The organism is Pseudomonas sp. NCIMB 10586 (assembly GCF_023127895.1).
Taxonomy (GTDB): Bacteria; Pseudomonadota; Gammaproteobacteria; order Pseudomonadales; family Pseudomonadaceae; genus Aquipseudomonas; species Aquipseudomonas synxantha_A.
Map to the genome: position 1 here is coordinate 146,099 of NZ_SPKQ01000012.1, position 21,050 is coordinate 167,148.

General features: G+C 61.5%; 20 protein-coding genes and 1 pseudogene. 8 read left to right on the plus strand and 13 right to left on the minus strand.

From position 1 onward, the window contains the following. Positions 1 to 61 precede the first annotated feature (61 nt). Entirely contained in the window at positions 62 to 2,119 is a 2,058-nt protein-coding gene (tkt, locus tag E4P01_RS06395) for a transketolase (RefSeq protein WP_216091254.1), read from the plus strand. Between the two features lie 58 nt (positions 2,120 to 2,177). On the opposite strand, the gene uvrA is transcribed toward tkt, so the two are convergent. From uvrA to lexA, 6 genes are all read right to left on the minus strand, one after another. After that, positions 2,178 to 4,697 (minus strand): excinuclease ABC subunit UvrA, encoded by a 2,520-nt coding sequence (gene uvrA / locus E4P01_RS06400; RefSeq protein WP_078821193.1) that lies wholly within the window; start codon positions 4,695 to 4,697, stop codon positions 2,178 to 2,180. Next, a complete protein-coding gene (locus E4P01_RS06405) occupies positions 4,694 to 6,406 on the minus strand; it encodes an ATP-binding protein (protein ID WP_216091253.1) in 1,713 nt (570 codons plus the stop codon). The genes uvrA and E4P01_RS06405 overlap by 4 nt, the downstream gene beginning before the upstream one ends. A gap of 101 nt (positions 6,407 to 6,507) precedes the next feature. Continuing rightward, on the minus strand, positions 6,508 to 9,579 hold the full coding sequence (locus E4P01_RS06410; protein ID WP_078821191.1) for an error-prone DNA polymerase: 3,072 nt from the start codon (positions 9,577 to 9,579) through the stop codon (positions 6,508 to 6,510). A 22-nt stretch (positions 9,580 to 9,601) separates the two neighbouring features. Beyond that, on the minus strand, positions 9,602 to 11,017 hold the full coding sequence (locus tag E4P01_RS06415) for a DNA polymerase Y family protein (protein ID WP_032880794.1): 1,416 nt from the start codon (positions 11,015 to 11,017) through the stop codon (positions 9,602 to 9,604). 7 nt (positions 11,018 to 11,024) lie between these two features. Then, complete coding sequence (gene imuA, locus E4P01_RS06420) at positions 11,025 to 11,639, minus strand: translesion DNA synthesis-associated protein ImuA (protein WP_216091252.1); 615 nt, start codon at positions 11,637 to 11,639, stop codon at positions 11,025 to 11,027. Continuing rightward, positions 11,639 to 12,256 (minus strand): transcriptional repressor LexA, encoded by a 618-nt coding sequence (gene lexA, locus E4P01_RS06425; RefSeq protein ID WP_216091251.1) that lies wholly within the window; start codon positions 12,254 to 12,256, stop codon positions 11,639 to 11,641. The genes imuA and lexA overlap by 1 nt, the downstream gene beginning before the upstream one ends. A 109-nt stretch (positions 12,257 to 12,365) precedes the next feature. Between lexA and E4P01_RS06430 the strand changes: the two are divergent. Then, positions 12,366 to 12,554 (plus strand): annotated as a pseudogene (locus E4P01_RS06430) (alpha/beta hydrolase); the annotation flags it as partial. Between the two features lie 191 nt (positions 12,555 to 12,745). On the opposite strand, the gene E4P01_RS06435 reads toward E4P01_RS06430, so the two are convergent. Then, positions 12,746 to 13,906, minus strand: coding sequence for an alpha-hydroxy acid oxidase (locus E4P01_RS06435; RefSeq protein ID WP_216091250.1), 1,161 nt, complete (start codon positions 13,904 to 13,906; stop codon positions 12,746 to 12,748). A 120-nt stretch (positions 13,907 to 14,026) separates the two neighbouring features. On the opposite strand from E4P01_RS06435, the gene E4P01_RS06440 reads away from it, so the two are divergent. Next, positions 14,027 to 14,812 carry a DeoR/GlpR family DNA-binding transcription regulator gene (locus E4P01_RS06440; protein WP_216091249.1) on the plus strand — a complete coding sequence of 262 codons (786 nt, stop codon included), beginning with the start codon at positions 14,027 to 14,029 and terminating at the stop codon, positions 14,810 to 14,812. Positions 14,813 to 14,911: 99 nt separating this feature from the next. Here the strand turns inward: E4P01_RS06440 and E4P01_RS06445 are convergent, their stop codons facing one another. Both E4P01_RS06445 and E4P01_RS06450 read right to left on the minus strand, forming a co-directional pair. Then, the gene (locus tag E4P01_RS06445; RefSeq protein WP_216091248.1) at positions 14,912 to 15,343 is read right to left on the minus strand and encodes a DNA methylase; all 432 of its coding nucleotides are present in this window, start codon (positions 15,341 to 15,343) and stop codon (positions 14,912 to 14,914) included. 2 nt (positions 15,344 to 15,345) lie between these two features. Then, positions 15,346 to 15,555, minus strand: coding sequence for a hypothetical protein (locus E4P01_RS06450; protein WP_032880786.1), 210 nt, complete (start codon positions 15,553 to 15,555; stop codon positions 15,346 to 15,348). 198 nt (positions 15,556 to 15,753) lie between these two features. Here E4P01_RS06450 and E4P01_RS06455 point away from each other — a divergent pair, with 198 nt between their 5' ends. Both E4P01_RS06455 and E4P01_RS06460 read left to right on the plus strand, forming a co-directional pair. Then, positions 15,754 to 16,257 (plus strand): DUF4142 domain-containing protein, encoded by a 504-nt coding sequence (locus E4P01_RS06455; RefSeq protein WP_032880785.1) that lies wholly within the window; start codon positions 15,754 to 15,756, stop codon positions 16,255 to 16,257. A gap of 27 nt (positions 16,258 to 16,284) precedes the next feature. After that, entirely contained in the window at positions 16,285 to 16,845 is a 561-nt protein-coding gene (locus E4P01_RS06460; protein WP_216091247.1) for a type 1 glutamine amidotransferase domain-containing protein, read from the plus strand. 60 nt (positions 16,846 to 16,905) lie between these two features. Here E4P01_RS06460 and E4P01_RS06465 read toward each other — a convergent pair whose 3' ends face one another. Further along, the gene (locus tag E4P01_RS06465; protein ID WP_005788888.1) at positions 16,906 to 17,112 is read right to left on the minus strand and encodes a hypothetical protein; all 207 of its coding nucleotides are present in this window, start codon (positions 17,110 to 17,112) and stop codon (positions 16,906 to 16,908) included. Between the two features lie 287 nt (positions 17,113 to 17,399). On the opposite strand from E4P01_RS06465, the gene E4P01_RS06470 reads away from it, so the two are divergent. Then, on the plus strand, positions 17,400 to 17,876 hold the full coding sequence (locus E4P01_RS06470) for a hemerythrin domain-containing protein (protein ID WP_078821185.1): 477 nt from the start codon (positions 17,400 to 17,402) through the stop codon (positions 17,874 to 17,876). Between the two features lie 149 nt (positions 17,877 to 18,025). Here E4P01_RS06470 and E4P01_RS06475 read toward each other — a convergent pair whose 3' ends face one another. The 3 genes from E4P01_RS06475 to E4P01_RS06485 form a co-directional block, all read right to left on the minus strand. Continuing rightward, entirely contained in the window at positions 18,026 to 18,577 is a 552-nt protein-coding gene (locus E4P01_RS06475) for a cytochrome b (protein ID WP_216091246.1), read from the minus strand. Positions 18,578 to 18,728: 151 nt separating this feature from the next. Then, positions 18,729 to 19,274: a putative natural product biosynthesis protein gene (locus E4P01_RS06480; RefSeq protein WP_216091245.1), complete on the minus strand. Its 546-nt coding sequence runs from the start codon at positions 19,272 to 19,274 to the stop codon at positions 18,729 to 18,731. Positions 19,275 to 19,336: 62 nt separating this feature from the next. Beyond that, on the minus strand, positions 19,337 to 19,720 hold the full coding sequence (locus E4P01_RS06485; RefSeq protein ID WP_078821182.1) for a DUF2946 domain-containing protein: 384 nt from the start codon (positions 19,718 to 19,720) through the stop codon (positions 19,337 to 19,339). Between the two features lie 181 nt (positions 19,721 to 19,901). Here E4P01_RS06485 and E4P01_RS06490 point away from each other — a divergent pair, with 181 nt between their 5' ends. Both E4P01_RS06490 and E4P01_RS06495 read left to right on the plus strand, forming a co-directional pair. After that, positions 19,902 to 20,510 (plus strand): SCO family protein, encoded by a 609-nt coding sequence (locus tag E4P01_RS06490; protein WP_078821181.1) that lies wholly within the window; start codon positions 19,902 to 19,904, stop codon positions 20,508 to 20,510. Continuing rightward, complete coding sequence (locus E4P01_RS06495; RefSeq protein ID WP_078821180.1) at positions 20,510 to 20,992, plus strand: copper chaperone PCu(A)C; 483 nt, start codon at positions 20,510 to 20,512, stop codon at positions 20,990 to 20,992. Before E4P01_RS06490 ends, E4P01_RS06495 begins: the two co-directional genes overlap by 1 nt. Positions 20,993 to 21,050 lie beyond the last annotated feature (58 nt).

Genomic DNA, 21,050 nt, shown 5'->3' on the forward strand with positions numbered 1-21,050 from the left:
ATCAAACCTTTGCCGTGCCCTGCCCTCCACTGTAGATCGCCACCCGAGGGAGACAGGTTTCATGAATCACGCTGCCACTGCTGCCGACACTCAATGCATCAACACGCTTCGCACCCTGGCCATGGACGCTGTACAGAAGGCCAATTCGGGGCATCCGGGCACGCCCATGGGCCTGGCGCCGGTGGGTTATACGTTGTGGAGTCGCTTCCTGCGTTATCACCCCGAACATCCCGATTGGCCTAACCGTGACCGTTTTGTGTTGTCAGTGGGGCATGCGTCGATGCTGCTGTATTCGCTGTTGCATCTGGCCGGTGTGGTGGAGATTGACGCCCACGGCCAGCGCTCCGGCCAGCCGGCCATCAGCCTCGACGATATCAAGCAGTTCCGGCAGATGGGTTCCAAGACCCCAGGCCACCCCGAATACCGCATGACCACCGGCGTGGAAACCACCACCGGCCCGCTCGGCCAGGGCTGCGCCAACAGCGTGGGCATGGCCATGGCCCAGCGTTGGCTGGCCGAACGCTTCAACCGCGACGGCCAGGTGCTGTTCGACTACGACGTCTACACCCTGTGCGGTGACGGCGACATGATGGAAGGCATCAGCAGCGAAGCGGCCTCCATGGCCGGCCACTTGAAGCTGGATAACCTGTGCTGGATCTACGACAACAACACCATCAGCATCGAGGGCCACACTGAACTGGCCTTCAGCGAAGACGTGATCAAACGCTTCCAGGCCTACGGCTGGCACACCCAGCACGTCACCGACGCCAATGACTTGCAGGCGTTGAGCGTGGCGCTGGAAACCTTCAAGGCCAATACCGGCGCGCCGACCCTGATCGTGGTCGACAGCGTGATCGGCTATGGCTCGCCGCACAAACACAACACCGCCGCCGCCCACGGCGAGCCTCTGGGCGAAGACGAGATTCGCCTGACCAAGGCTGCCTATGGCTGGCCGCAGGATTCGAACTTCCTGGTGCCCGACGAACCCCGCACGGTACTGCGCGATGCCCTCTACGAACGCGCCGAACCGCTGTTCGCCGAATGGAACCAGACCCTGGCATCCCTCGACCCGCAACGGGCCGATGAACTGCACCGGATGCGCGCCGGCGAAATGCCCGAGCAATGGCAGGCGCACCTGCCCAGCTTCGCCGCCGATGCCAAGGGCGTCGCCAGCCGGGCCTCCGGCGGCGAGGTATTGAATGCCTTCGCCCAACAGATCCCCTGGTTGCTGGGCGGCTCGGCGGATCTGTCGCCGTCGACCAAAACCAACCTGACGTTCGACGGCGCCGGGCGCTTCAGCGCCGATGACTACAGCGGGCGAAACCTGCACTTCGGCATCCGCGAGCACGCCATGGGCGCAATTGCCAATGGTATGGCGCTGTCCTACCTGCGCCCGTACACCTCGACCTTCCTGGTGTTCAGCGACTATATGAAGCCACCGATCCGCCTGGCGGCGATCATGGAATTGCCGGTGATTTTCGTGTTTACCCATGACTCCATCGGCGTGGGTGAAGACGGGCCGACGCACCAACCGATCGAACACCTGACCCAACTGCGCGCCACGCCAGGGCTGCTGACTCTGCGCCCGGGCGACGCCAATGAAACCCTGGAGTTGTGGAAGGTGGCCCTGGCGCAAACCCATCGGCCAAGCTGCATGGTGCTGTCGCGCCAGGCGCTGCCAACCCTGGATCGCACCCAGTATGCGTGCGCCTCCGGTGCGGCCAAAGGTGCCTATGTATTGGCCTCTGCGGATAAGCCTGAAGTCATTCTGATCGCGACAGGCAGTGAGGTCAGCCTGGCGGTGGCTGCCTACGAGCAACTCAAGGGCGAAGGCGTGGCCGCGCAAGTGGTATCGATGCCGAGTTGGGAGTTGTTTGAAGACCAGGATCAAGCCTACCGCGACGGCGTCTTGCCGCCTGCGATAAAAGCGCGGGTGGTGGTGGAACAGGCGGGGCCCCTGGGTTGGGATCGCTATGTCGGGCAAACCGGTGCCAAGGTGGTGATGAACAGCTTTGGCGCGTCGGCGCCATTGGCCAAGTTGCAGGAGAAGTTCGGGTTTACCGTGGAGAATGTGGTGAAGCTGGCCAAGGAGCAGATCCAGCATAACCTCACTGACTAGCGCTTGGCTTAATGCGGGAGGGGGCTTGCTCCCTCCCACATTTGGTCATCAACAACTGCTAGATCAGCGCCTGGGTTAGATAAGGCGCGGTTCGGCTGTGCTTGCTTTTGGCAACCTTGTGCGGCGTACCACACGCCACCACCTTCCCGCCCAGGTCCCCTGCCCCCGGCCCGATATCAATGACCCAGTCACTCTGGGCCACCACGCGCATCTCATGCTCGACCACGACCACGGTATGCCCCGCATCGACCAGTTGATTCAACTGGCTGAGCAAGCGATCGACATCCTTGGGGTGCAAGCCGGTGGTCGGCTCGTCGAGCACATACAACGTAGCGCCGCGGGCGTTGCGTTGCAGTTCGCTGGCGAGCTTGATGCGCTGGGCTTCACCGCCGGACAGTTCGGTGGCCGGCTGGCCAAGGCGCAGATAGCCCAGGCCGATATCGCGCAGCACCTGCAGCGAGCGCAGTACGCCAGGCTGCTCGGCAAAGACTTCCACTGCCTGCTCGACCGTCAAGCCCAGCACCTGGGCGATGTTCAAACCCTGCCATTTGATCGCCAGGGTTTCGGGGTTGTAACGCGCACCGTGGCAAGTGGGGCATGGCGCGTACACGCTGGGCATAAACAGCAGCTCAACGCTGACAAAGCCTTCACCCTCGCAGTTCGGGCACCGCCCCTTGGCGACATTGAACGAAAACTGCCCGGCGTCGTAAGCGCGTTTCTTGGCCGCCGGCGTAGCGGCGAACAGCTTGCGCACGTTGTCGAACAGCCCGGTGTAGGTCGCCAGGTTAGAGCGCGGCGTGCGGCCGATAGGTTTCTGGTCCACCTGCACCAGGCGGCGAATGTGTTCCAGCCCGGCACTGATGCGCCCGCCACTGGCTTGCGGTGCGGCGTCTTCCAGGCTTGGCTCGTCGTCATTTTCCAGCACGCGCCCAAGGCCCGTGGCCACCAGCTCCAGCAACGCCTGGCTGACCAGGCTGGATTTGCCCGAGCCGGAAATACCGGTTACCGCGGTAAAGCAGCCCAGCGGGAAGTCCACCTTCAGGTCATCGAGGTTATTGCGCGTCACGCCTTCGAGCTTCAGCCAGGCAGTGGGCGCGCGCCGCTCCACGTTGGCCGGGCGCTGTGGAGCAAACAGGTATTCACGGGTCTGCGACGCCTCGATAGCCTCCAACCCCGCAGGCGGCCCGCTGTACAGCACCTGCCCGCCATGTTCACCGGCTGCCGGGCCCACGTCGATCAACCAGTCGGCGCGGCGCATGGTTTCCAGGTCGTGCTCCACTACAAACAATGAATTGCCCGCGGCCTTCAAGCGCTCAAGCGCACTGAACAACGCTTCGCCATCCGCCGGATGCAGACCCGCCGAGGGCTCGTCCAGCACATAGATGACGCCGAACAGCTGTGAGCCCAACTGGGTGGCCAGGCGCAAACGCTGCAACTCTCCGGAGGACAAGGTCGGCGTGCTGCGTTCCAGCGACAGATAGCCCAGCCCCAACTCGATCAGGGTGTTCACCCGCTCGAGCAAGTCCTGGGCGATGCGTTGGGCTGCCAGGCGCTTTTCCACCGACAATTTCATCTTGTCCTGCCCCGCCGCCACCGGCCGCAGCAATTGGGCCAATTGCGCCAGGGACAGTTGCGACAACTCTCCAATATCCACCCCGGCAAACTTCACCGACAGTGCCGCCTGGGTCAGGCGCTTGCCGTGGCATAACGGGCAGGCACTGCCTTGCATGAACTGCGACACACGCTTTTTCATGAGCGCGCTTTGGGTATGGGCGAAGGTGTGCAGGATGTAGCGCCGTGCGCCGCTGAAAGTGCCCTGGTAGCTGGGTTCGAGCTTGCGTTTCAACGCATCGCGGGTCTGCTGCGGGGTAAAGCCGGCGTATACCGGCACGGTGGGGGTTTCTTCGGTGAACAGGATCCAGTCGCGCTGTTTTTTCGGCAGGTCACGCCAGGGGATGTCGACGTCATAGCCCAGGGTCACAAGGATGTCGCGCAGGTTCTGGCCCTGCCAGGCCAGCGGCCAGGACGCCACCGCACGCTGGCGGATGGTCAAGGACGGATCGGGCACCATCAGCGCTTCGGTCACTTCATACACGCGGCCCAAGCCATGGCATTGCGGGCACGCGCCCTGGGGCAGGTTCGGGGAAAAGTCCTCGGCATACAGCATGGCCTGCCCCGGCGGGTAGCTGCCGGCGCGTGAATACAGCATACGGATCAAGCTCGACAGCGTGGTGACGCTGCCCACCGAAGAGCGCGCACTCGGCGTGCCGCGTTGCTGTTGCAGGGCCACCGCCGGCGGCAAGCCCTCGATGCTGTCCACATCCGGCACGCCCACCTGGTCGATCAAGCGTCGCGCATAGGGCGCCACCGATTCGAAATAGCGACGTTGCGCCTCGGCATACACGGTGGAAAACGCCAGGGACGATTTGCCGGAGCCGGATACCCCGGTAAACACCACCAGGGCATCGCGTGGAATATCCACATCGACGTTACGCAGATTATGTTCACGGGCGCCACGCACCCTGACAAAGCCCGGTTGCTGGGCGGTAACCGCAGGGATGTTGCGCTGTGATGTCATGGGCAACCTTGTCTTGCACTGAGCACCCTGCGCACGCGTTGAGTCAGGGCCTCGGGGCTGTAGGGTTTGCTCAGCAAGTGGATGTCGGCGCCGAGCAAATGATTGGAGGACAGGATGTCGCGGGTGTGGCCGGAGGTGAACAGCACCGCCACCGGCGGGTTCTGCGTACGCGCCCAAGTGGCCAGGTCAGTGCTCTTGACCCGGCCTGGCATCACCACGTCGGTGAAGATCAGGTCCGGCGCTGCGCCGCGCTGCAACACCTGCATCGCGCGGTCGCCGTCTTCGGCGGTCAATACGGTATAACCCGACTGCTGCAGCAACTCGACCACCGTCAGGCGCACGCCTTCGTTGTCCTCGACCACCAGGATGGTTTCCTGGCCGCCACCTTGCGGGTCCACGTCACTGTAGTCGTCGAGGCACTCGGGCTCCAGGCTGTGGGGGAAGTACATCTGCACCAGTGAGCCCTTGCCCTCCTCGCTCCACATATCCACATGCCCGCCGCTTTGGCGCACAAAACCAAACACCATGCTCAACCCCAGACCGGTGCCGTGGCCTTCGCGTTTGGTGGTAAAGAAGGGTTCGAAGGCGCGCTTGAGGGTGGCCTGGGACATGCCCACACCGGTGTCAGCCACCGCCAGGCGCACGTACTCGCCGGGCTTGATGCTTTTGCCGATACAATCGTCAGGGTTGAGGATGACGTTTTCCCCGGTGATCCGAATCACCCCTTCGCCCTGCATGGCATCCCGGGCGTTGATAGCCAGGTTGAGCAAGGCGTTTTCCAGCTGGTTGCGGTCGACATTGATGCACCAGGAGTCCTGGGGCAATTGCACGTCGATATGGATGGTTTCCCCCAGCGCCCGTTGCAGCAACTCGCCCAGGCCGGCATAAATGCGCTGCGGGTTGTACACCGCGGGTGATAACGGTTGGCGACGGGCAAACGCCAGCAATTGCGATGACAACTTGGCCCCACGCTCGACTGCCGCGATGGCCGCGTTCACGCGACGTTGCACCTGGCAATTGTCCGGCTCATGCCGGGCAAGCAAATGCAGATTGCCGGCGATCACTTGCAGCAGGTTATTGAAGTCATGGGCCACGCCCCCGGTCAGGCCGCCAATCGCTTCCAGCTTTTGTGACTGGCGCAACTGGTCTTCGGCGGCAGAGCGCGCCTGCACCTCGGCGGCCACGCGTTGCTCCAGATTATGGGTAAGCTCCTGGCGCACCCGCTCGGACTTCACCAGCTCGGTGGTTTCCACCACAATCGCCAGCACGCCGGCCGGCTGCTGGTTGTCACCCGCCACCGGGCTGTAGTAGAGGTCCAGCCACACGCTTTCCGGTCGGCCGTGACGCGACAGCACCAGTTCCTTGTTATTGAACGACAAGGTACCGCCCGCCAGGCACGTATCCACCACATGCCGATTGAACTCGGCCACTTCCGGCCAGCCCAGTTCCACCGGCGTGCCCAACAGGTAAGGATGGCGCCCGCCGGCAAATGCCGAATAGCTGTCGTTGTAGATCATGTACCCCGCCCGCCCCCACAGCATCACCATCGGTACGGGTGAGGCCAGCATCATTTGCACGGTGCAAGCCAGGCTTGTGGACCACTGATCCAAAGGGCCAAGGTCGGTAGTTGACCAGTCAAAGGTGCGTATCCGCTGAGCCATTTCGCCGGCCCAGCCTTCACAGCCGTGGGGGTTGGATAAGAATTGCATCATTGGGCTCTGTGCGCAGGAGAGGACGATCGCAAGTTTTGGAGCGCGCCGACGGTGGATGGTTTCATCTTGTGTACGCTGGAATGCAGAAACCACTGAACTCAATGAAAATCCCGGCTGCGCACCACCATGCCATCCAACAGCGGCGTCAAATCGGTCAGGCGCCCTGCGATCAAATGCCGCACCTCGCCCACCGCCTCCCAGCGCCCATCCACCTTGAGCAGGCGCGACCCCACCAGCGCCCGGCGCTGGCGCTCGGCCAGGTCGCGCCAGACCACTACATTGAGGTTGCCGAATTCATCTTCGAGGGTGACAAAGGTCACGCCACTGGCCGTACCAGGGCGCTGGCGACCGGTCACCAACCCGGCGATGCTCACATTGCGCCCATGCGCCACCGCCAGCAACTCTTGGGAACTGCGGCAGCGTCGCTTGCGCAGCTCGGCGCGCAACAAGGCCAAGGGGTGCGGCCCAAGGGTGGTGCCCAGCGTGGCGTAATCGGCTTGCAGGTCCTCGCCTACGCTGGGCGCGGGTAATGCCACCACGGTTTCATCCTGACCTGGCTGGCCGGCAAACAAGCCGAGCTGCTTGTGCACACCGGCCACGTCCCAGCGCGCCTGGTGTCGGTTGCCGGCCAGGGCGCGCAACGCACCGGCATCCGCCAGCAGCGCCTGGGCCCGGGCATCCAGGCCGGCGCGTGCGTCCAGGTCGGCGATGTCGCTGAACGGTTGCCGGTGGCGTGCGGCTTCGATACGCCGCCCGTCGTCCTCGCGAAACCCCGAGATCATGCGCAAGCCCATACGAATCGCCGGTTGCTGGCCATCGATGGGCTCCAGGCTGCAATCCCAGTCACTGGCCTGCACATCCACCGGGCGAATCTGCAAGCGATGGCGCCGGGCGTCCTGCAGGATCTGGTCCGGGCTGTAGAAACCCATGGGCCAGCTGTTGATCAGGGCGCAGGCAAAGGCCGCCGGTTCATGGCATTTGAGCCAGCAACTGGCGTAGGTCAACAGGGCAAAACTGGCCGCGTGGGACTCGGGGAAACCATAGCTGCCAAAGCCTTTGATCTGCTCGAAAATCTGCGCGGCAAAGGCTTCGGTGTAGCCGTTGCCGAGCATACCGTCGCGCAGCCGCTTCTGGTGCGGCTCCAGGCCACCGTGACGTTTCCAGGCGGCCATGGAGCGGCGCAACTGGTCGGCCTCGCCAGGGCTGTAGTCGGCGGCGACCATCGCGATCTGCATCACTTGTTCCTGGAATAAAGGGATACCCAAGGTGCGTTTGAGCACGGCCTCCAATTCGGGTGAAGGATAGGTTTCTGCTTCCTCTTTGTTTCTGCGGCGCAAATACGGATGCACCATGCCGCCCTGAATCGGCCCAGGGCGCACGATGGCGACTTCGATCACCAGGTCATAGAACGTTTGCGGCTTGAGCCTGGGCAACATCGACATCTGCGCCCGCGATTCGATCTGGAACACGCCGATGGTGTCAGCCTTGCTGATCATGGCGTAGGTCGCCGGATCCTCCTTTGGGATGCCTGCCAGGCTCAAATCCAGGTTGCGATGCCGACGCAACAAATCGAAACAGCGGCGGATTGCGCTGAGCATACCGAGGGCGAGGATATCCACCTTGAGCAGGCCGACGGCGTCGAGGTCATCCTTGTCCCACTGGATGATGGTGCGCTCGGCCATGGCCGCATTTTCCACTGGCACCAGGGTGTCCAGCGGGTATTCGGAAATCACGAAACCGCCGGGGTGCTGGGACAGGTGCCGGGGAAAGCCGATCAGTTGCCGGGTGAGCGTCAACACGCGGCGCAGCAGTGGGCTGTCCGGATCGAAACCGCTTTCACGCAGGCGTTCAAGAGGTGGCGCGTCATCACTCCAGCGCCCGCAGCAGTCGGCCAACGCGTTGATCTGGTCTGGTGGCAGCCCGAGGGCTTTGGCTACATCACGCACTGCGCCGGCGGCGTGGTAGCTGCTGACCACCGCAGTCAACGCTGCACGATTGCGGCCGTAGCGCTGGAATACGTATTGCAGCACTTCTTCGCGGCGCTCGTGCTCGAAGTCTACGTCGATGTCCGGCGGTTCATTGCGCTCTTTGGAAAGGAAGCGCTCGAACAGCAAGTCGCTCAAGCTCGGGTTGATTTCGGTGATACCCAAGGCAAAACACACCGCCGAATTGGCCGCCGAGCCACGGCCCTGACACAGGATCGAGCGGCTGCGGGCGAAGCGCACGATGTCGTGCACCGTGAGGAAATAACTTTCGTAGCCCAACTCGCTGATCAGCAGCAGTTCCTTGTCGATCTGCTGCAAGGTCTTGGCATCGACGCCCTCGGGCCAGCGCCGGGCAATGCCTTCTTCGGTCACCGCACGCAACCAGGAGGCGGCGTCATGACCTGTCGGCACCAGTTCGCGTGGGTAGTGATAGCGCAACTGGCTGAGGTCGAAGGTACAACGCCGCGCAATCGCCAGGGTTTCGTCAAGCAGCGCTTGCGGGTACAGCGCGGTCAGGGCATCGAGGCTGCGCAAGTGCCGCTCGCCATTGGGATGCAACAAGGTACCGGCGTCGGCCACCGCGACGTGATGGCGGATGGCGGTCATGGTGTCTTGCAGGGCACGGCGGCCACGAGCATGCATGTGCACATCGCCGCAAGCCACCGCCGGGATCTGCAACCGGGCGGCCAGGTCCAGGCGCTGCTCCAGGTGGCGCCCATCGTCCTGGCCGCAATGCAACTGCACTGCCAGCCACAGGCGCCCGTTGAAAGTGCGGCACAGCCATTGGATCGAGGCCTGGGTGTCATGGTCCTGCGCCACCCACAGCGCCAACAGGCCGGGCAATGGTTGCTCGAAGTCTTCCTGCAGCAGGCGGTAACGGCCTTTTTCAGCACGGCGACGGGCCAGGGTGATCAGACGGCACAGATGCTGGTAGCCGTTGAGGTCTTGCACCAGCAGCACCAGTTTGGGGCCGTTTTCGATGCGCACTTCACTGCCGATAATCAGCGGCAAATCCACCGCTTTCGCTGCTTGCCAGGCCCGTACGATGCCCGACAAGGTGCATTCATCAGTGATTGCCAGGGCGCTGTAGCCCTGGTGTTTGGCCCGCTGGAACAGCTCCAGTGCACTGGAGGCACCGCGCTGGAAGCTGAAGTTGGACAGGCAATGCAGTTCGGCGTAACTCATGCGCTACTCGCTCCTACCGAGCTCATGCAAACCAGCCTTGCAGCCACAGTCCATCGCTGCACCCCACATTGCGGTAGGCCCAGCCTTGCTGGCCGGCGCGGGTCTGGATCAGGTAATAGTCGCGGCGGATATCGGCGCCATCCCACCAGCCGGATTCGATGCGCTCCGGGCCCATCAGAATGTGCACGCCCTGCTCGGCCAGCAGCGTCGGTTCGGACAGCAACCAGCCGGGGCGCCGCACCTTGTTCAAGCTCGGGCATGGACGGCTGTCGGTCGCGGCTTGCCAGGCGCATTCGGGACGATGGTCAGCGTGAAAGCGCAGGCCCTGCACCGCCTCATCCCCCAGGCGCGCACGCAAGCGTTCGCGCAATTGTTCCCACGGCAGGGTTTGCTGCGGGCGGTCGTCGAACAGGTCCTGGCGCTGGGGCACGAACACCGGCAAGTCCTCGGCCACCAGACGCAAACCGCGCACCGGCGAGGTGACCTGGACCTGTTCCAGGCGGCCACGGGCCAGTTCGAACAGCATCAAAGGCTCACGCTCGGCACTGAGCAAGCCCACCTTGATCACGCTGTCGGGCGCCTGGGCATGTTCCAGGTGCAGGTCAAAGCGCTGCACGCCACTGTCGCGCCCGCAAAGGAAGGCCGACAAGTCGCCGGTCAAGCGCCGCAATGGAAACAGCAAGGCCTGGTGGGATTGCACATCGAAGTTCAACTCGATGCGCGCCTCGAACTGGTCCGGCGGCTGATAGAACGCCAGGGCCAAGGGGCGTTGCCCGCTCAAGGCGTCGAGGTGCTTGAGCAGGCTGGCGTCAAAGCGTCGCGCCAGGGTATGCCGCGGCAATGCCTGCACCTGGGCCAGGGTGCGCAGGCCCATGCGTGACAAGGCGGTGGCGGCCTGCGGGTCAAGACCGGCGCGGTCGACAGGCAGTGGCGCCAGGGCCTGCATCAAGGCGTTGTCATCGGCCACGGCCAGGCCATCGTAAAGGTTTGCCAACACCCGCGCCGCCGCCGGATTGGGCGCTGCGACGATGCGGTGACGAAAGCCAAGGTCGGTCAACTCCTTGCGCAAGCGCGCCTCGAACTGCGACCAGGGCCCGAACAGGCCCAGGCTCGATTCGATCTCGAACAACAAGGCGCGCGGGTAATACAGGCTGACCTGGGAACTGAAACGGTAGGCCCAGGCGGCAAGCAACTGCTGCAATCGTTCGATTTCCAGAGGGTCGTATTCCACACAGGCAAAGCCCTTGGCCAGGGCATGGGCTGCCGTCAACGATTGACCAGGGCGCAAGCCCAGGGCACGGGCGGCGGCGTTGACGGTTTGCAGCACACGCCGCTGCGGCGTGCCGGCCAGCAGTGCCAGAGGCTGGTCGGGTTCGGGATGCACACGCTGCGCCCCGTCCAGCGCCAATTGCGGGAATACGATACAGACCCAACGCATGGCAACCTCAATGCCCCGCCAGGGCAATCGGTGCCGGATGGGCCAACCCGCCCCGGCACTTGAGCACGCGCACTTGTGCAGGCTTTGCCTCGACCGCCAGGCGCAAGGCCGCGGGCGAGGCATTGACCGCCTCATTCAAGGAGCGCCAGGCAAATGCCAGGGTCTGTCCGGTTTCCGCCGCCACCTGCAAGCGCCGCAAGGCCCGATCATCGGCCTTGCGCGGCCAGCACAACACCGCACCGCAACTGCCGGAGCGCAGGCATTGTTCCACCGCCCACAGCGCATCGCGCTCCTGGGCCTGGATAATGGAAAGCTGACGCACATCTACCCCGGCGTTCTGCCAGGCATGGGGATACGGCGTATAGGGCGGCGCCACCAGCACAATGCGCTCACCCAGGGCCGACAAGCGTGCCAGGGTTGGCAGCACCAGTTGCAATTCGCCCACCCCGTCCTTGGCCATGAGGATTTCACTCAAGGCCGCTTCCGGCCAGCCGCCAGTGGGCAGCACCGCATCCAGCGCCGCCAGCCCCGTGGGGTGCACGCTGGCCAGTGGTGCGGCGGGCCGGCCCTTCCAGACTCGCCCGCCATTGAACAGCGAGTCCAGGGCAACCACGGCGCCCATCAGCCTTGCCTCACCAGGCCACAGAACACCCCTTCGATGGCCAGGTCCTGGTCGGGGCCGACCACAATGGGTTGATATGCCGGGTTGCGCGGCAATAAACGCACCCGCTCGCCGCTACGCTCAAAACGCTTGATGGTGACCTCACCATCCAGACGCGCCACCACAATCTGCCCGTTCAAGGCTTCGGCACTGCGACGTACGCCCACCAGGTCGCCGTCGAGAATGCCATCTTCGATCATCGAATCGCCCTGTACTCGCAGCAGGTAGTCAGGGGTCTTGGCGAAAGTGGCCGGATCCAGTTGCAAGTGGCTGTGCACGTCCGCATCGGCACCGATGGGCCGGCCAGCCGCCACGCGGCCAAGTACCGGGACATCCAGCCACTCGGGACGCGCGGGTTGATTGAGCAAACGAATGCCACGGGCCTGGTTGGGGTTGACCTCAATGAAGCCGGCTTCGGTCAAGGCCACCACATGCTTGCGGGCGACGCTGCGCGAGGCAAAGCCGAACGCCTCGGCGATCTCGGCGAGGCTGGGGGGCTGGCCTTGGTGCGCGATGCGCTCGCGAATGAAGGTCAGGATGGCGGTACGGCGGGGAGTCAGGTTGGTCATGGAGTACATTTGTACTCCTGTAGGAAATTTCTGACAACAACCGTCAGTCGGCGATCAACTGCCTGGTCATCACCGCATAAATATCTACACAACTTTGTAGCTACCGCACGTAACCACGCGCTTCAGCCAGCAATTATTTGAAGCCGCCCAGCAACCCAAGCAATTGTTATGGGTGCCCGGTGCCAGCCATAACAACAGCATGAGCCTGGCCGCTCGCAACTATGGCAAGGCGCTGGAAAACCTGATGCGCACGCAGATACCCGCCCGGGAAGTGACACACTCCACAGGGCGCGACAACGCGTCATAAATACACTTTTCGACACTGGGTTCGCGTTTGGCTGTCAAGCGCAAACCCTGCCCATACTGGCCCGAAACACAAGTTGATCAAATAATGATCTTCACGCAAATCGCCAACGCAGCCGGGCCTTCGCAAAGTTATCCACAGAGATACCCACGGTTTTCGTGGACAACTCTTTTTATATTTTTACGTTTTTTTGCTCAGGCAGCACTTTCAGGAAAGGTGCCAGGCAGCAAAATTTCGCGGTTCACATCGCGTATATCTTTATAGCCACACAGCGCCATCGACACGTCCAACTCACGGGCGATGATATCGAGCGCCTTTGTCACGCCCGCCTCACCCATCGCCCCCAGGCCATACAAGTGCGGGCGGCCGATCATGGTGCCCCTGGCGCCCAGCGCCATGGCCTTGAGCACGTCCTGGCCGGAACGAATACCACCGTCGAGCCACACTTCAATACGGTTGCCTACGGCCTCAACAATGGCGGGCAACTGGCTGATACTCGACGGCGCGCCATCGAGTTGCCGACCACCGTGGTTGCTCACCACCAACGCATCCGCGCCGGAGTCGGCCGCCAGGCGCGCATCCTCCACGTCAAGGATGCCCTTGATGATCAACTTGCCGCCCCAGCACCGCTTGATCCACTCCACATCGTCCCAACTCAGGCGCGGGTCAAATTGCTGGGCAGTCCAGGACGACAGCGAACTCATGTCGGCCACGCCCTTCACATGCCCGACGATATTGCCGAAGCCACGCCGCTGGGTGCCGAGCATACCCATGACCCAGCGCGGTTTGGTCATCATGTTGAGGATATTGGGCAGGGTCAGTTTGGGCGGCGCCGACAAGCCGTTGATCAAGTCCTTGTGGCGTTGCCCCAGGATCTGCAAATCCAGCGTCAGCACCAGCGCATCCACCCCGGCAGCCTTGGCGCGTTCGATCAGTTGCTCGATAAACCCACGGTCGCGCATCACATAAAGCTGGAACCAGAATGGCTGGCCGACATGCTCGGCAATGTCTTCCAGCGAGCAAATACTCATGGTCGACAAGGTGTAGCGCAGGCCGAACGCCGCAGCGGCTCGTGCGGTCAGGATCTCGCCATCGGCATGTTGCATACCTGCCAGGCCGGTAGGTGCCAGGGCCACGGGCATGGCCATGTCCTGGCCAATCATGCTGGCGCGGATCGAACGCTCATCAATATTGCGTGCCACGCGCTGACGGAACTTGATGCGCGCAAAATCGCTTTCATTGGCGCGGTAGGTGCTCTCAGTCCAGGAGCCGGAATCGGCGTAGTCGTAGAACATCCGGGGTACACGTTTTTGCGCCAGCTTTCGTAAGTCTTCGATGGTTGTGATCAACGACATCGGGTCACCTCTCCCTGAACTGAACACAGAGAGTAACCGGCCATCGCCCACGCAACCAGCCGTTGCGTTTCTCGAAGCTGATGTCTAATCTCGCATAACCCCGCAACAAAGCGCATAAACATGCATAACGCTCATCAAGCCATTGACCTGCCTTCCCTGCGTAAACAAAAGATCCTGTTGTTGCTCGAACGCGACGGCAAGGTCACAGCTTCCGAGCTGGTCGAGCATTTCGCTGTGTCCCAGGACACCATCCGCCGCGACCTCGGCGAACTCGCCGCCGCCGGTTTATTGCAGCGCGTACACGGCGGTGCCCTGCCTCGTCCCAAGGACACCGGTAAGGATTTCTTCACTCGTGTCGGCGAAACCACCGAAGTCAAACGCCACCTCGCGCGCCTGGCGGCCGAGCGAGTTGAAGACGGCCAGATCGTGCTGTTCGATTCCGGCTCCACCACCCTGCAGATCGCTCAGTCATTGCCGCACGAAATTCACCTGACGGTGGTCACCCCATCACCGATGATCGCCATCGCCCTGGCGGACCATCCGCATGTAACAGTGATCCTGGCCGGTGGCCAACTCAACCCCGCCACCCTTTCAACCGGCGGCCATGAAGCGCTGCGCCTGATCCAGAGCATCAAGGCCGACCTGCTGTTTACCGGCGTGTGCGCACTGCACCCGCAAGTGGGCATTACCTCGCTGCATTTTGCCGAAGTGGCAGTCAAGCAAGCCTTGATCGACAGCGCGTCCCAAGTGGTTGCAGTGACAACCTCAGACAAACTCGGTGCAGTGGAACCGTTTGTGGTGGCACCGTGCAGCCGTATTCATACGCTCATTACCGAATGGGATGCGCCGGGGGTGGAGGCGTATGAGCAATTGGGCTTGGAGGTGCAGCGGGTGATGGTTCAGTGACGCAGCAACGACTGATGAATGCGGCGCTCTCCGGTTTTTCGCGAGCGAGCTCGCTCCTACAGAAAAGCAAAAACCTGCCGCTGGACATCACACGCAGGCTCAGAACAGCACATCCGCGGCATCGCGCATAAAAATCTCGACCGTCTTGGGACCTACGCCGTCGAACGCCGCCAAGCGTTGTTCAAACGCCTGGCGATCTTCGCTGGCCTGCCGAATCCCGGTAATCTTGCCGCCGTAATCGGCATTGAGCCGGGCACTCAGGTCCAACAGGCGCTGCGCCGTGGTTTCGTCATACCGCACGTAATGCGCCCGCCCCAACATCGCCACTAACTCCCGCGATGTACAGTGCTGCAATTTGCGCGGCGTATCACGCCCCTCCTCCTCAACGATCACCTTGTAAGCCTGGGCAGCGATGGGCGCCTGGATGCGTTTGCCCATCAGGAAGCTGGCGATGAACCACTTGAACAGACTGGCGTCATCATCGGGTTTTAGCTCGATGCCCAACTGGGCAGCGCTGATGGAGCGGGCCATGCTCAATGCCCTTTGTCGAGCTTCTCGTTGATCGCATCCGTCTGGCGTTCAATGTCCTTGATCGAGGTGGGTGTCACCACTTTGTCGATGGTTTCGGTCTTCGGGTTCGCACGCTCCAGCGTCTGCCCTTTCAGACCTTCAGCCTTACCCTTCTGCGCGTCTTCAGAGCTGACGGGGTCGGGGGTTTTATCGGCGCTCTTGTGTTCGTTCACAGTGCAATCTCCTGCCTATAACGGCCTTCCAAACAGTGGCGGCCTTATGCAGCAGAACACACTGAATTTGAATTGGTTCAAGGAAATTGCCACACCCTACCGCTGGGCAAACACGCGCAAAAAAAAAATAAACCTTTTGCTCGCCCTCCCGCTCAACACTTGGGTACGGCATCGCGCCATTTCCTGAGGAGAGACACCATGACAACTCGACTGATGAAACAAATGGGCCTGACGTTCGCACTCGTTGCCGGCTCGATTTCGACCGCTATGGCGGCCACGTCCAACGACTTTGTCGACAACGCCGCCGAGGGCGGTATTACCGAGGTGGAAGCCGGCAAGCTGGCGCTGGAAAAAAGCAGCTCGGCAGACGTAAAAACCTTTGCGCAGCATATGGTGACCGACCATACCAAAGCCAATAACGAGCTGATGGCCTTGGCAAAAAAGCTCGATATCGAGGTTCCGGATGACGCCGCCCTGACCGACAAGGCGAAGAAAGCGATTCTGGAAATGCGCGACGAATCGTTCGACAAGGCCTACGCCAACAACCAGGTGGCCGCCCATGAAAAAACCGTAGAACTGTTCAAGAAAGAAGCGGCCTCTTCGGACAATGCCGAGCTGAAGGCTTTCGCCACCAAGACGCTGCCAACCCTTGAAGCTCACTTGAAAATGGCCAAGGAACTGCAAAGCAAATACGCCAAATAATCAACCTGACACCGGAGGCATCTGAGTATGAGTTCGCAACTCACGGGTAAGAAAATCCTCGTCATCACGTCCAACACCGGGATCGAGCGCGACGAGCTGCTCAAACCCCTGGAAACCCTGCGTGGCTATGGCGCGACGGTGACGCACGCCTCCAGCAAGGGCGGCACCACCCAGACCTTTGTCGGCGATACCGAAAAGGACGGGACAGTTGAGTCCGATGTGCAATTGTCTGATGTGGTCGGCAGCAACTTCGATGCATTGGTCATCCCGGGCGGGACGGTGAATGCCGACACTTTGCGTCAGGATGCCGCGGCGCTGCGCTTGATCAACGAGTTCGCTCAGGCCGGCAAGACCATCGCAGCGATCTGCCACGGCCCGTGGGCGCTGATCGACGCAGGCCTGGTCAAGGGCAAAACCCTGACCTCGTACAAAAGCGTACGCATCGACTTGGAAAACGCTGGCGCTGCGGGCGTAGTGGATGCTGAGGTCAAGGAATGCAAAGCCAATGGCTGGACCTTGATCACCTCACGGACGCCGGACGATTTGCCGGCGTTCAATGAGGCGATTGCCAGAGCTGTGGCCGGCTGATCATGGCTAACGAATGACAACAGGCGCCCATGGGCGCCTGTTTTTATATGGCTCACCGACTCAGCTCTTGCGATGCTCGGCCATCTCGCGCTTGGGGCCGAACATCGCCCATGCGATCAACCCCAACAGCGGCACGAAAACCAGTACCACCACCCACAGTCCCTTGGTCTCCCAGCCACCGGTACTGCGCAAGACGATATTGATCGCCCACAGTTCCAAGAGCAGCAGAATCACTGCCAATATGATCCAGATATATTCTATTTGCATGATTCACCTCCTGAGGTCTAAAGGTTAGGTCAAGCAGATCGCTCAAGGGTTCCATTAGAATTTTCAGGAACGCTCACGCGAGCCCGGCACGTGACCGGCAGGAGTGCGTTGTGCAATCTCGAAAGGGCCAGACCATGCAAGCTGCACGACGAACCCGCCCATATAAATCCCTACCTATTTGATTTAAATAGTTATTTAACCCCGATGAAAGTTGGTACGGCTGATGCAATTCCCTCACTACGAGGCGTGCGTTTCGACATGCCCGACAACTACCCGTGAGGTTGCACATGAATGCCATCGACCTGCTTAAAGCCGACCATGAACGCGTCAAGACCCTGCTGACCCAACTAAGCGAGTCCACCGAGCGCGGGGTTAAAAAGCGCACCGAGTTGCTAGCCAAGCTCGAGATGGAAATCACCCTGCACACCAAGCTCGAAGAAGAAATCCTTTATCCCGCTTTTAGAAAAGCCGGTGGCAAGGAGCAAGACATCATGTACCACGAGGCCAAGGAAGAGCACCGTACCGTCGACTCGCTGGTGCTGCCCGACCTGAAGCAGACCGAACCCTCCTCCACCGAATTTTCAGGCCGTGTGAAAGTGGTCAAGGAACTGCTTGAGCACCACATCGAAGAGGAAGAAACGGAGATGTTTCCCCAGGCGAAAAAACTGCTGGGCAAGGCAATACTTGAAGAGCTGGGGGCCGAAATGGAGGCGATGAAAGCGGCCTACAAAAAATCCTCGACCAGTAAATCTCTTGCGGCCTGATAGGCCCGGGTACGATCAGCCGTAATACGCGCGAGGGTGCCCCGGCCTACCTCTGGGTGAAGCGCATCGAGTGGTGCGCTACATCCGCTTGAAGGCCACATGGCGGTGCCTGTGAAGCGTGCAGGCATTGCGTCTCTCTCATCAGCGCTTCAAGCCCTACGACCAAACATGCGTCGCAATACCTGAGGCTCGCCTCGCAGCGAATGCACAAGCACCGCGCCGATATGCCCGACCATCAATACCAGCATCGTCCACCCCAGTTCGCTGTGGAAGTCGCGGCCCAGATCAATCATCCACTGCACCTTTTCGCCTTCCAGGCCCTCCATGATCGTCAGGCCAAACGCCGAAAATTCGCGACCGGAGCCGTACTGGCGCAGCAGCCCGATCACGGGGATCAGCAACATCAGCGCATACAGCGCGCCATGCCCGATCGATGACCAGCGGTTCACGCTTGGAGGACGACGGTGCCGGTGCAACAGGTTCCAGCTGGCCCGCAGTATCAGCAGCACCAGCAATAACAACCCTGTGGGCTTGTGATAGGGCCACAGCAGTTTGTCCACCGTAGAGTCGGAAGCCAGGTAGTGGGCCACCGCCGTGCAATAGATCCAGGTGAAAACCAGGGCCATCAACCAGTGCAGAGCCCGACTGACAACATCGTAGTGATCACTGGGCAAAGGGGTTGTCTCGAACATCTTCTTCATCGCAGCCTCTTGTGTTTTTGGCGTCGAACGTGAACATCGCACTCTTGCGGGTAAAAAAATACCGTTCCCATCAGCAGTATGAAAAAACAGTTTCATCCTACAAAAAGTTCGCGCTTCTTACGTCGCCTCACGTCATAGTTCGACCAGCACTTCAAGGCACCGGTTGCCAGCCGCTGAAGCCGGCCTGGCGGGTCAACGGGCACCAGGCAAAATCCCCTGCCGGGGCAGGCAACACCTGGCGTTCGATATCAACCAGCGGCCTGCCCTTCCAATCGACAACCCGTGTGTCTTGCCAGGCCAGAACCACGCCCTGGGCCGGGCTTTGATCGGTCGTCACCCAGCACGCCGCCGCGGCAGCCATAAAGGTTTCTATCGGCTCGTTATCTATTTGCGCACGGTACATCGACCCCAGCAGCCAGCGGCAGACGTTCAGATGGTAGGTCCAATCCAACGGCGGCTGATTGCGATAGGCCCAGGTCATAAAGCTGCGGAACAGGTTCAGCCCCTCCGGCGGGTCAAGCCTGAGCAATGCCGGGCAGATATCGAACAAGGTATGCCAATGGGGCAACAGGCGTGCATCCAGGTGCACAAAGCAACGGGCATTACTCGGGTAATCGGGCAGCGCGGGCTCCGCGCGCAGGCGACGGGACGCCTTGCTGACCAGGCGGCTGGCGCCTGCAGGCAATAGTTGATTCATGGATAGCACCCATAATCGTGACGGCAGAATGCCCCCTGGTCTCAGGAGGCCCAAGGCATACGTCAGAATGCAGGGGAGGCGCGGGGGTTGGCCGAGGGCCAGGAGTAACGCGGTGGCGCCTTGTTGCGCCGCTCATGGCCCGGGCGCGGGGTTTGCCCGAGGCCAAGAAGCCAGGCCAGGCCGATCAGGAATACGATAGCGACGGTAATGGCGTTGCAGACCGGGCAGGCAAAGTAGTTCGAGATGTTGCTGGAACTCGGATCAGCCAACCCTTTGTCGGAAATTGGCAGTTGGCCACCCTCTACCGAACAGAACAGCCCACCGATGCCGTTGAGCTGCTGGCCCATCATCTGACCGTGCCCCAAACCGCAGGCGAACAGGTTCATCAGCACGCAGAAGTACAGGGCCCAGGCGATCAGCGAACGGTCAGAGTGATGCAGTTTCATGGCGGCGACTCTACCACCGAAGCCGCAAAAGGATGAAGTACGGTGCGCCCCTGTGGCAGAACGTCGCAGATTACGCGCAGTGGCCAGGGTTGATAGACTCTGCACCCTTCTCGTTACTCCTTTTCCAAGCCTGGTGAGGCAGCTCCATTGCTGCGCAGGCGTTTCACAGGATGCATAGTTGATGAGTACGTTATTCACCCGCCGCAAAGTGCTGACCGGCATGGGCCTGTTGGGCCTGGGCAGCCTGCTGGGCGGCTGTGACTACACCCCCAAGCTGAACTTCAAGTACGGCAAGGACCTCAGTGACAAGATCATGGGCCGCACCTTCAAGCTCAAGAACACCGACGGCGAAACCGTCACCCTGAGTTCGTACAGCGGTTTGATGCCGGTGGTGTTCTTCGGCTTCACCCAATGCCCGGCCGTCTGCCCGACAGCCCTGGCACGCGCCGCCCAGGCCAAGAAGCTGATGGGCCGCGAGGGCAGGATCATGCAGGTGCTGTTCATCACCCTGGACCCCGAGCGCGACACTCCCGAGATTCTCAACAACTACGTCAAGGCTTTCGACCCCACCTTCGAAGCGCTCTACGGCACCCCGGAAGAAATCGCCGTGGCCGCCAAGGAGTTCGGGATCTTTTATGAAAAGATCCCCGCCGGCGACACCTACACCCTGTCCCACACCGCCACCAGCTTCGTGTTCGACACCCGTGGCTACCTGCGCCTTGGCTTGCAGGCATCCCTTACCGCTCAAGAGTGCGCAGAAGACCTGCTCACCGTCATGGAGGTCTGCTAATGACTACCGCTCAATACCTGAAACGCTTTGCCTTCGGCCTTACCCTGCTCGGCCTCGCCGCCCACGCCAGCGCCCAGGTGCAAGTGACCGACGCCTGGGTGCGCGCCTCCGTACCGGGCCAGCCGTCCAGCGGTGCCTTCATGACTCTCACCGCCGACAGCGACAGCCAATTGCTCAGCGTGGCCTCGCCGGCGGCCAAGGACGTGCAGATCCATGAGATGAGCATGAAGGACGACGTGATGCGCATGGGCCCGGTGAAGTCGCTGGCGCTGCCGGCGGGTAAAGCCGTCAAGCTCGACCCCGACGGCTATCACGTCATGCTGATGGGCCTGACCGGCCAGATCAAGGAAGGCGACCAGGTGCCGCTGACCCTTACGGTGCAGAATGCCAAGGGTGAAAAGCAGACCGTTGAGGTGAAGGCTAATGCCCGTGGCCTGGACGGCATGGATCACAGCCAGATGGACCATAGCAAGATGCATTGATTGCCCTGTGGGAGGGGGCTTGCTCCCGATGGCGGCCTCGGGGCCGACCAGGATGCTG

Excerpts from the sequence above, each read along its gene's own strand:
- tkt (WP_216091254.1), top strand. The coding sequence starts at position 62 with ATGAATCACGCTGCCACTGCTGCCGACACTCAATGCATCAACACGCTT.
- uvrA (WP_078821193.1), bottom strand. The coding sequence starts at position 4,697 with ATGACATCACAGCGCAACATCCCTGCGGTTACCGCCCAGCAACCGGGC.
- E4P01_RS06405 (WP_216091253.1), bottom strand. The coding sequence starts at position 6,406 with ATGCAATTCTTATCCAACCCCCACGGCTGTGAAGGCTGGGCCGGCGAA.
- E4P01_RS06410 (WP_078821191.1), bottom strand. The coding sequence starts at position 9,579 with ATGAGTTACGCCGAACTGCATTGCCTGTCCAACTTCAGCTTCCAGCGC.
- E4P01_RS06415 (WP_032880794.1), bottom strand. The coding sequence starts at position 11,017 with ATGCGTTGGGTCTGTATCGTATTCCCGCAATTGGCGCTGGACGGGGCG.
- imuA (WP_216091252.1), bottom strand. The coding sequence starts at position 11,639 with ATGGGCGCCGTGGTTGCCCTGGACTCGCTGTTCAATGGCGGGCGAGTC.
- lexA (WP_216091251.1), bottom strand. The coding sequence starts at position 12,256 with ATGTACTCCATGACCAACCTGACTCCCCGCCGTACCGCCATCCTGACC.
- E4P01_RS06435 (WP_216091250.1), bottom strand. The coding sequence starts at position 13,906 with ATGTCGTTGATCACAACCATCGAAGACTTACGAAAGCTGGCGCAAAAA.
- E4P01_RS06440 (WP_216091249.1), top strand. The coding sequence starts at position 14,027 with ATGCATAACGCTCATCAAGCCATTGACCTGCCTTCCCTGCGTAAACAA.
- E4P01_RS06445 (WP_216091248.1), bottom strand. The coding sequence starts at position 15,343 with ATGGCCCGCTCCATCAGCGCTGCCCAGTTGGGCATCGAGCTAAAACCC.
- E4P01_RS06455 (WP_032880785.1), top strand. The coding sequence starts at position 15,754 with ATGACAACTCGACTGATGAAACAAATGGGCCTGACGTTCGCACTCGTT.
- E4P01_RS06460 (WP_216091247.1), top strand. The coding sequence starts at position 16,285 with ATGAGTTCGCAACTCACGGGTAAGAAAATCCTCGTCATCACGTCCAAC.
- E4P01_RS06465 (WP_005788888.1), bottom strand. The coding sequence starts at position 17,112 with ATGCAAATAGAATATATCTGGATCATATTGGCAGTGATTCTGCTGCTC.
- E4P01_RS06470 (WP_078821185.1), top strand. The coding sequence starts at position 17,400 with ATGAATGCCATCGACCTGCTTAAAGCCGACCATGAACGCGTCAAGACC.
- E4P01_RS06475 (WP_216091246.1), bottom strand. The coding sequence starts at position 18,577 with ATGAAGAAGATGTTCGAGACAACCCCTTTGCCCAGTGATCACTACGAT.
- E4P01_RS06480 (WP_216091245.1), bottom strand. The coding sequence starts at position 19,274 with ATGAATCAACTATTGCCTGCAGGCGCCAGCCGCCTGGTCAGCAAGGCG.
- E4P01_RS06485 (WP_078821182.1), bottom strand. The coding sequence starts at position 19,720 with ATGAAACTGCATCACTCTGACCGTTCGCTGATCGCCTGGGCCCTGTAC.
- E4P01_RS06490 (WP_078821181.1), top strand. The coding sequence starts at position 19,902 with ATGAGTACGTTATTCACCCGCCGCAAAGTGCTGACCGGCATGGGCCTG.
- E4P01_RS06495 (WP_078821180.1), top strand. The coding sequence starts at position 20,510 with ATGACTACCGCTCAATACCTGAAACGCTTTGCCTTCGGCCTTACCCTG.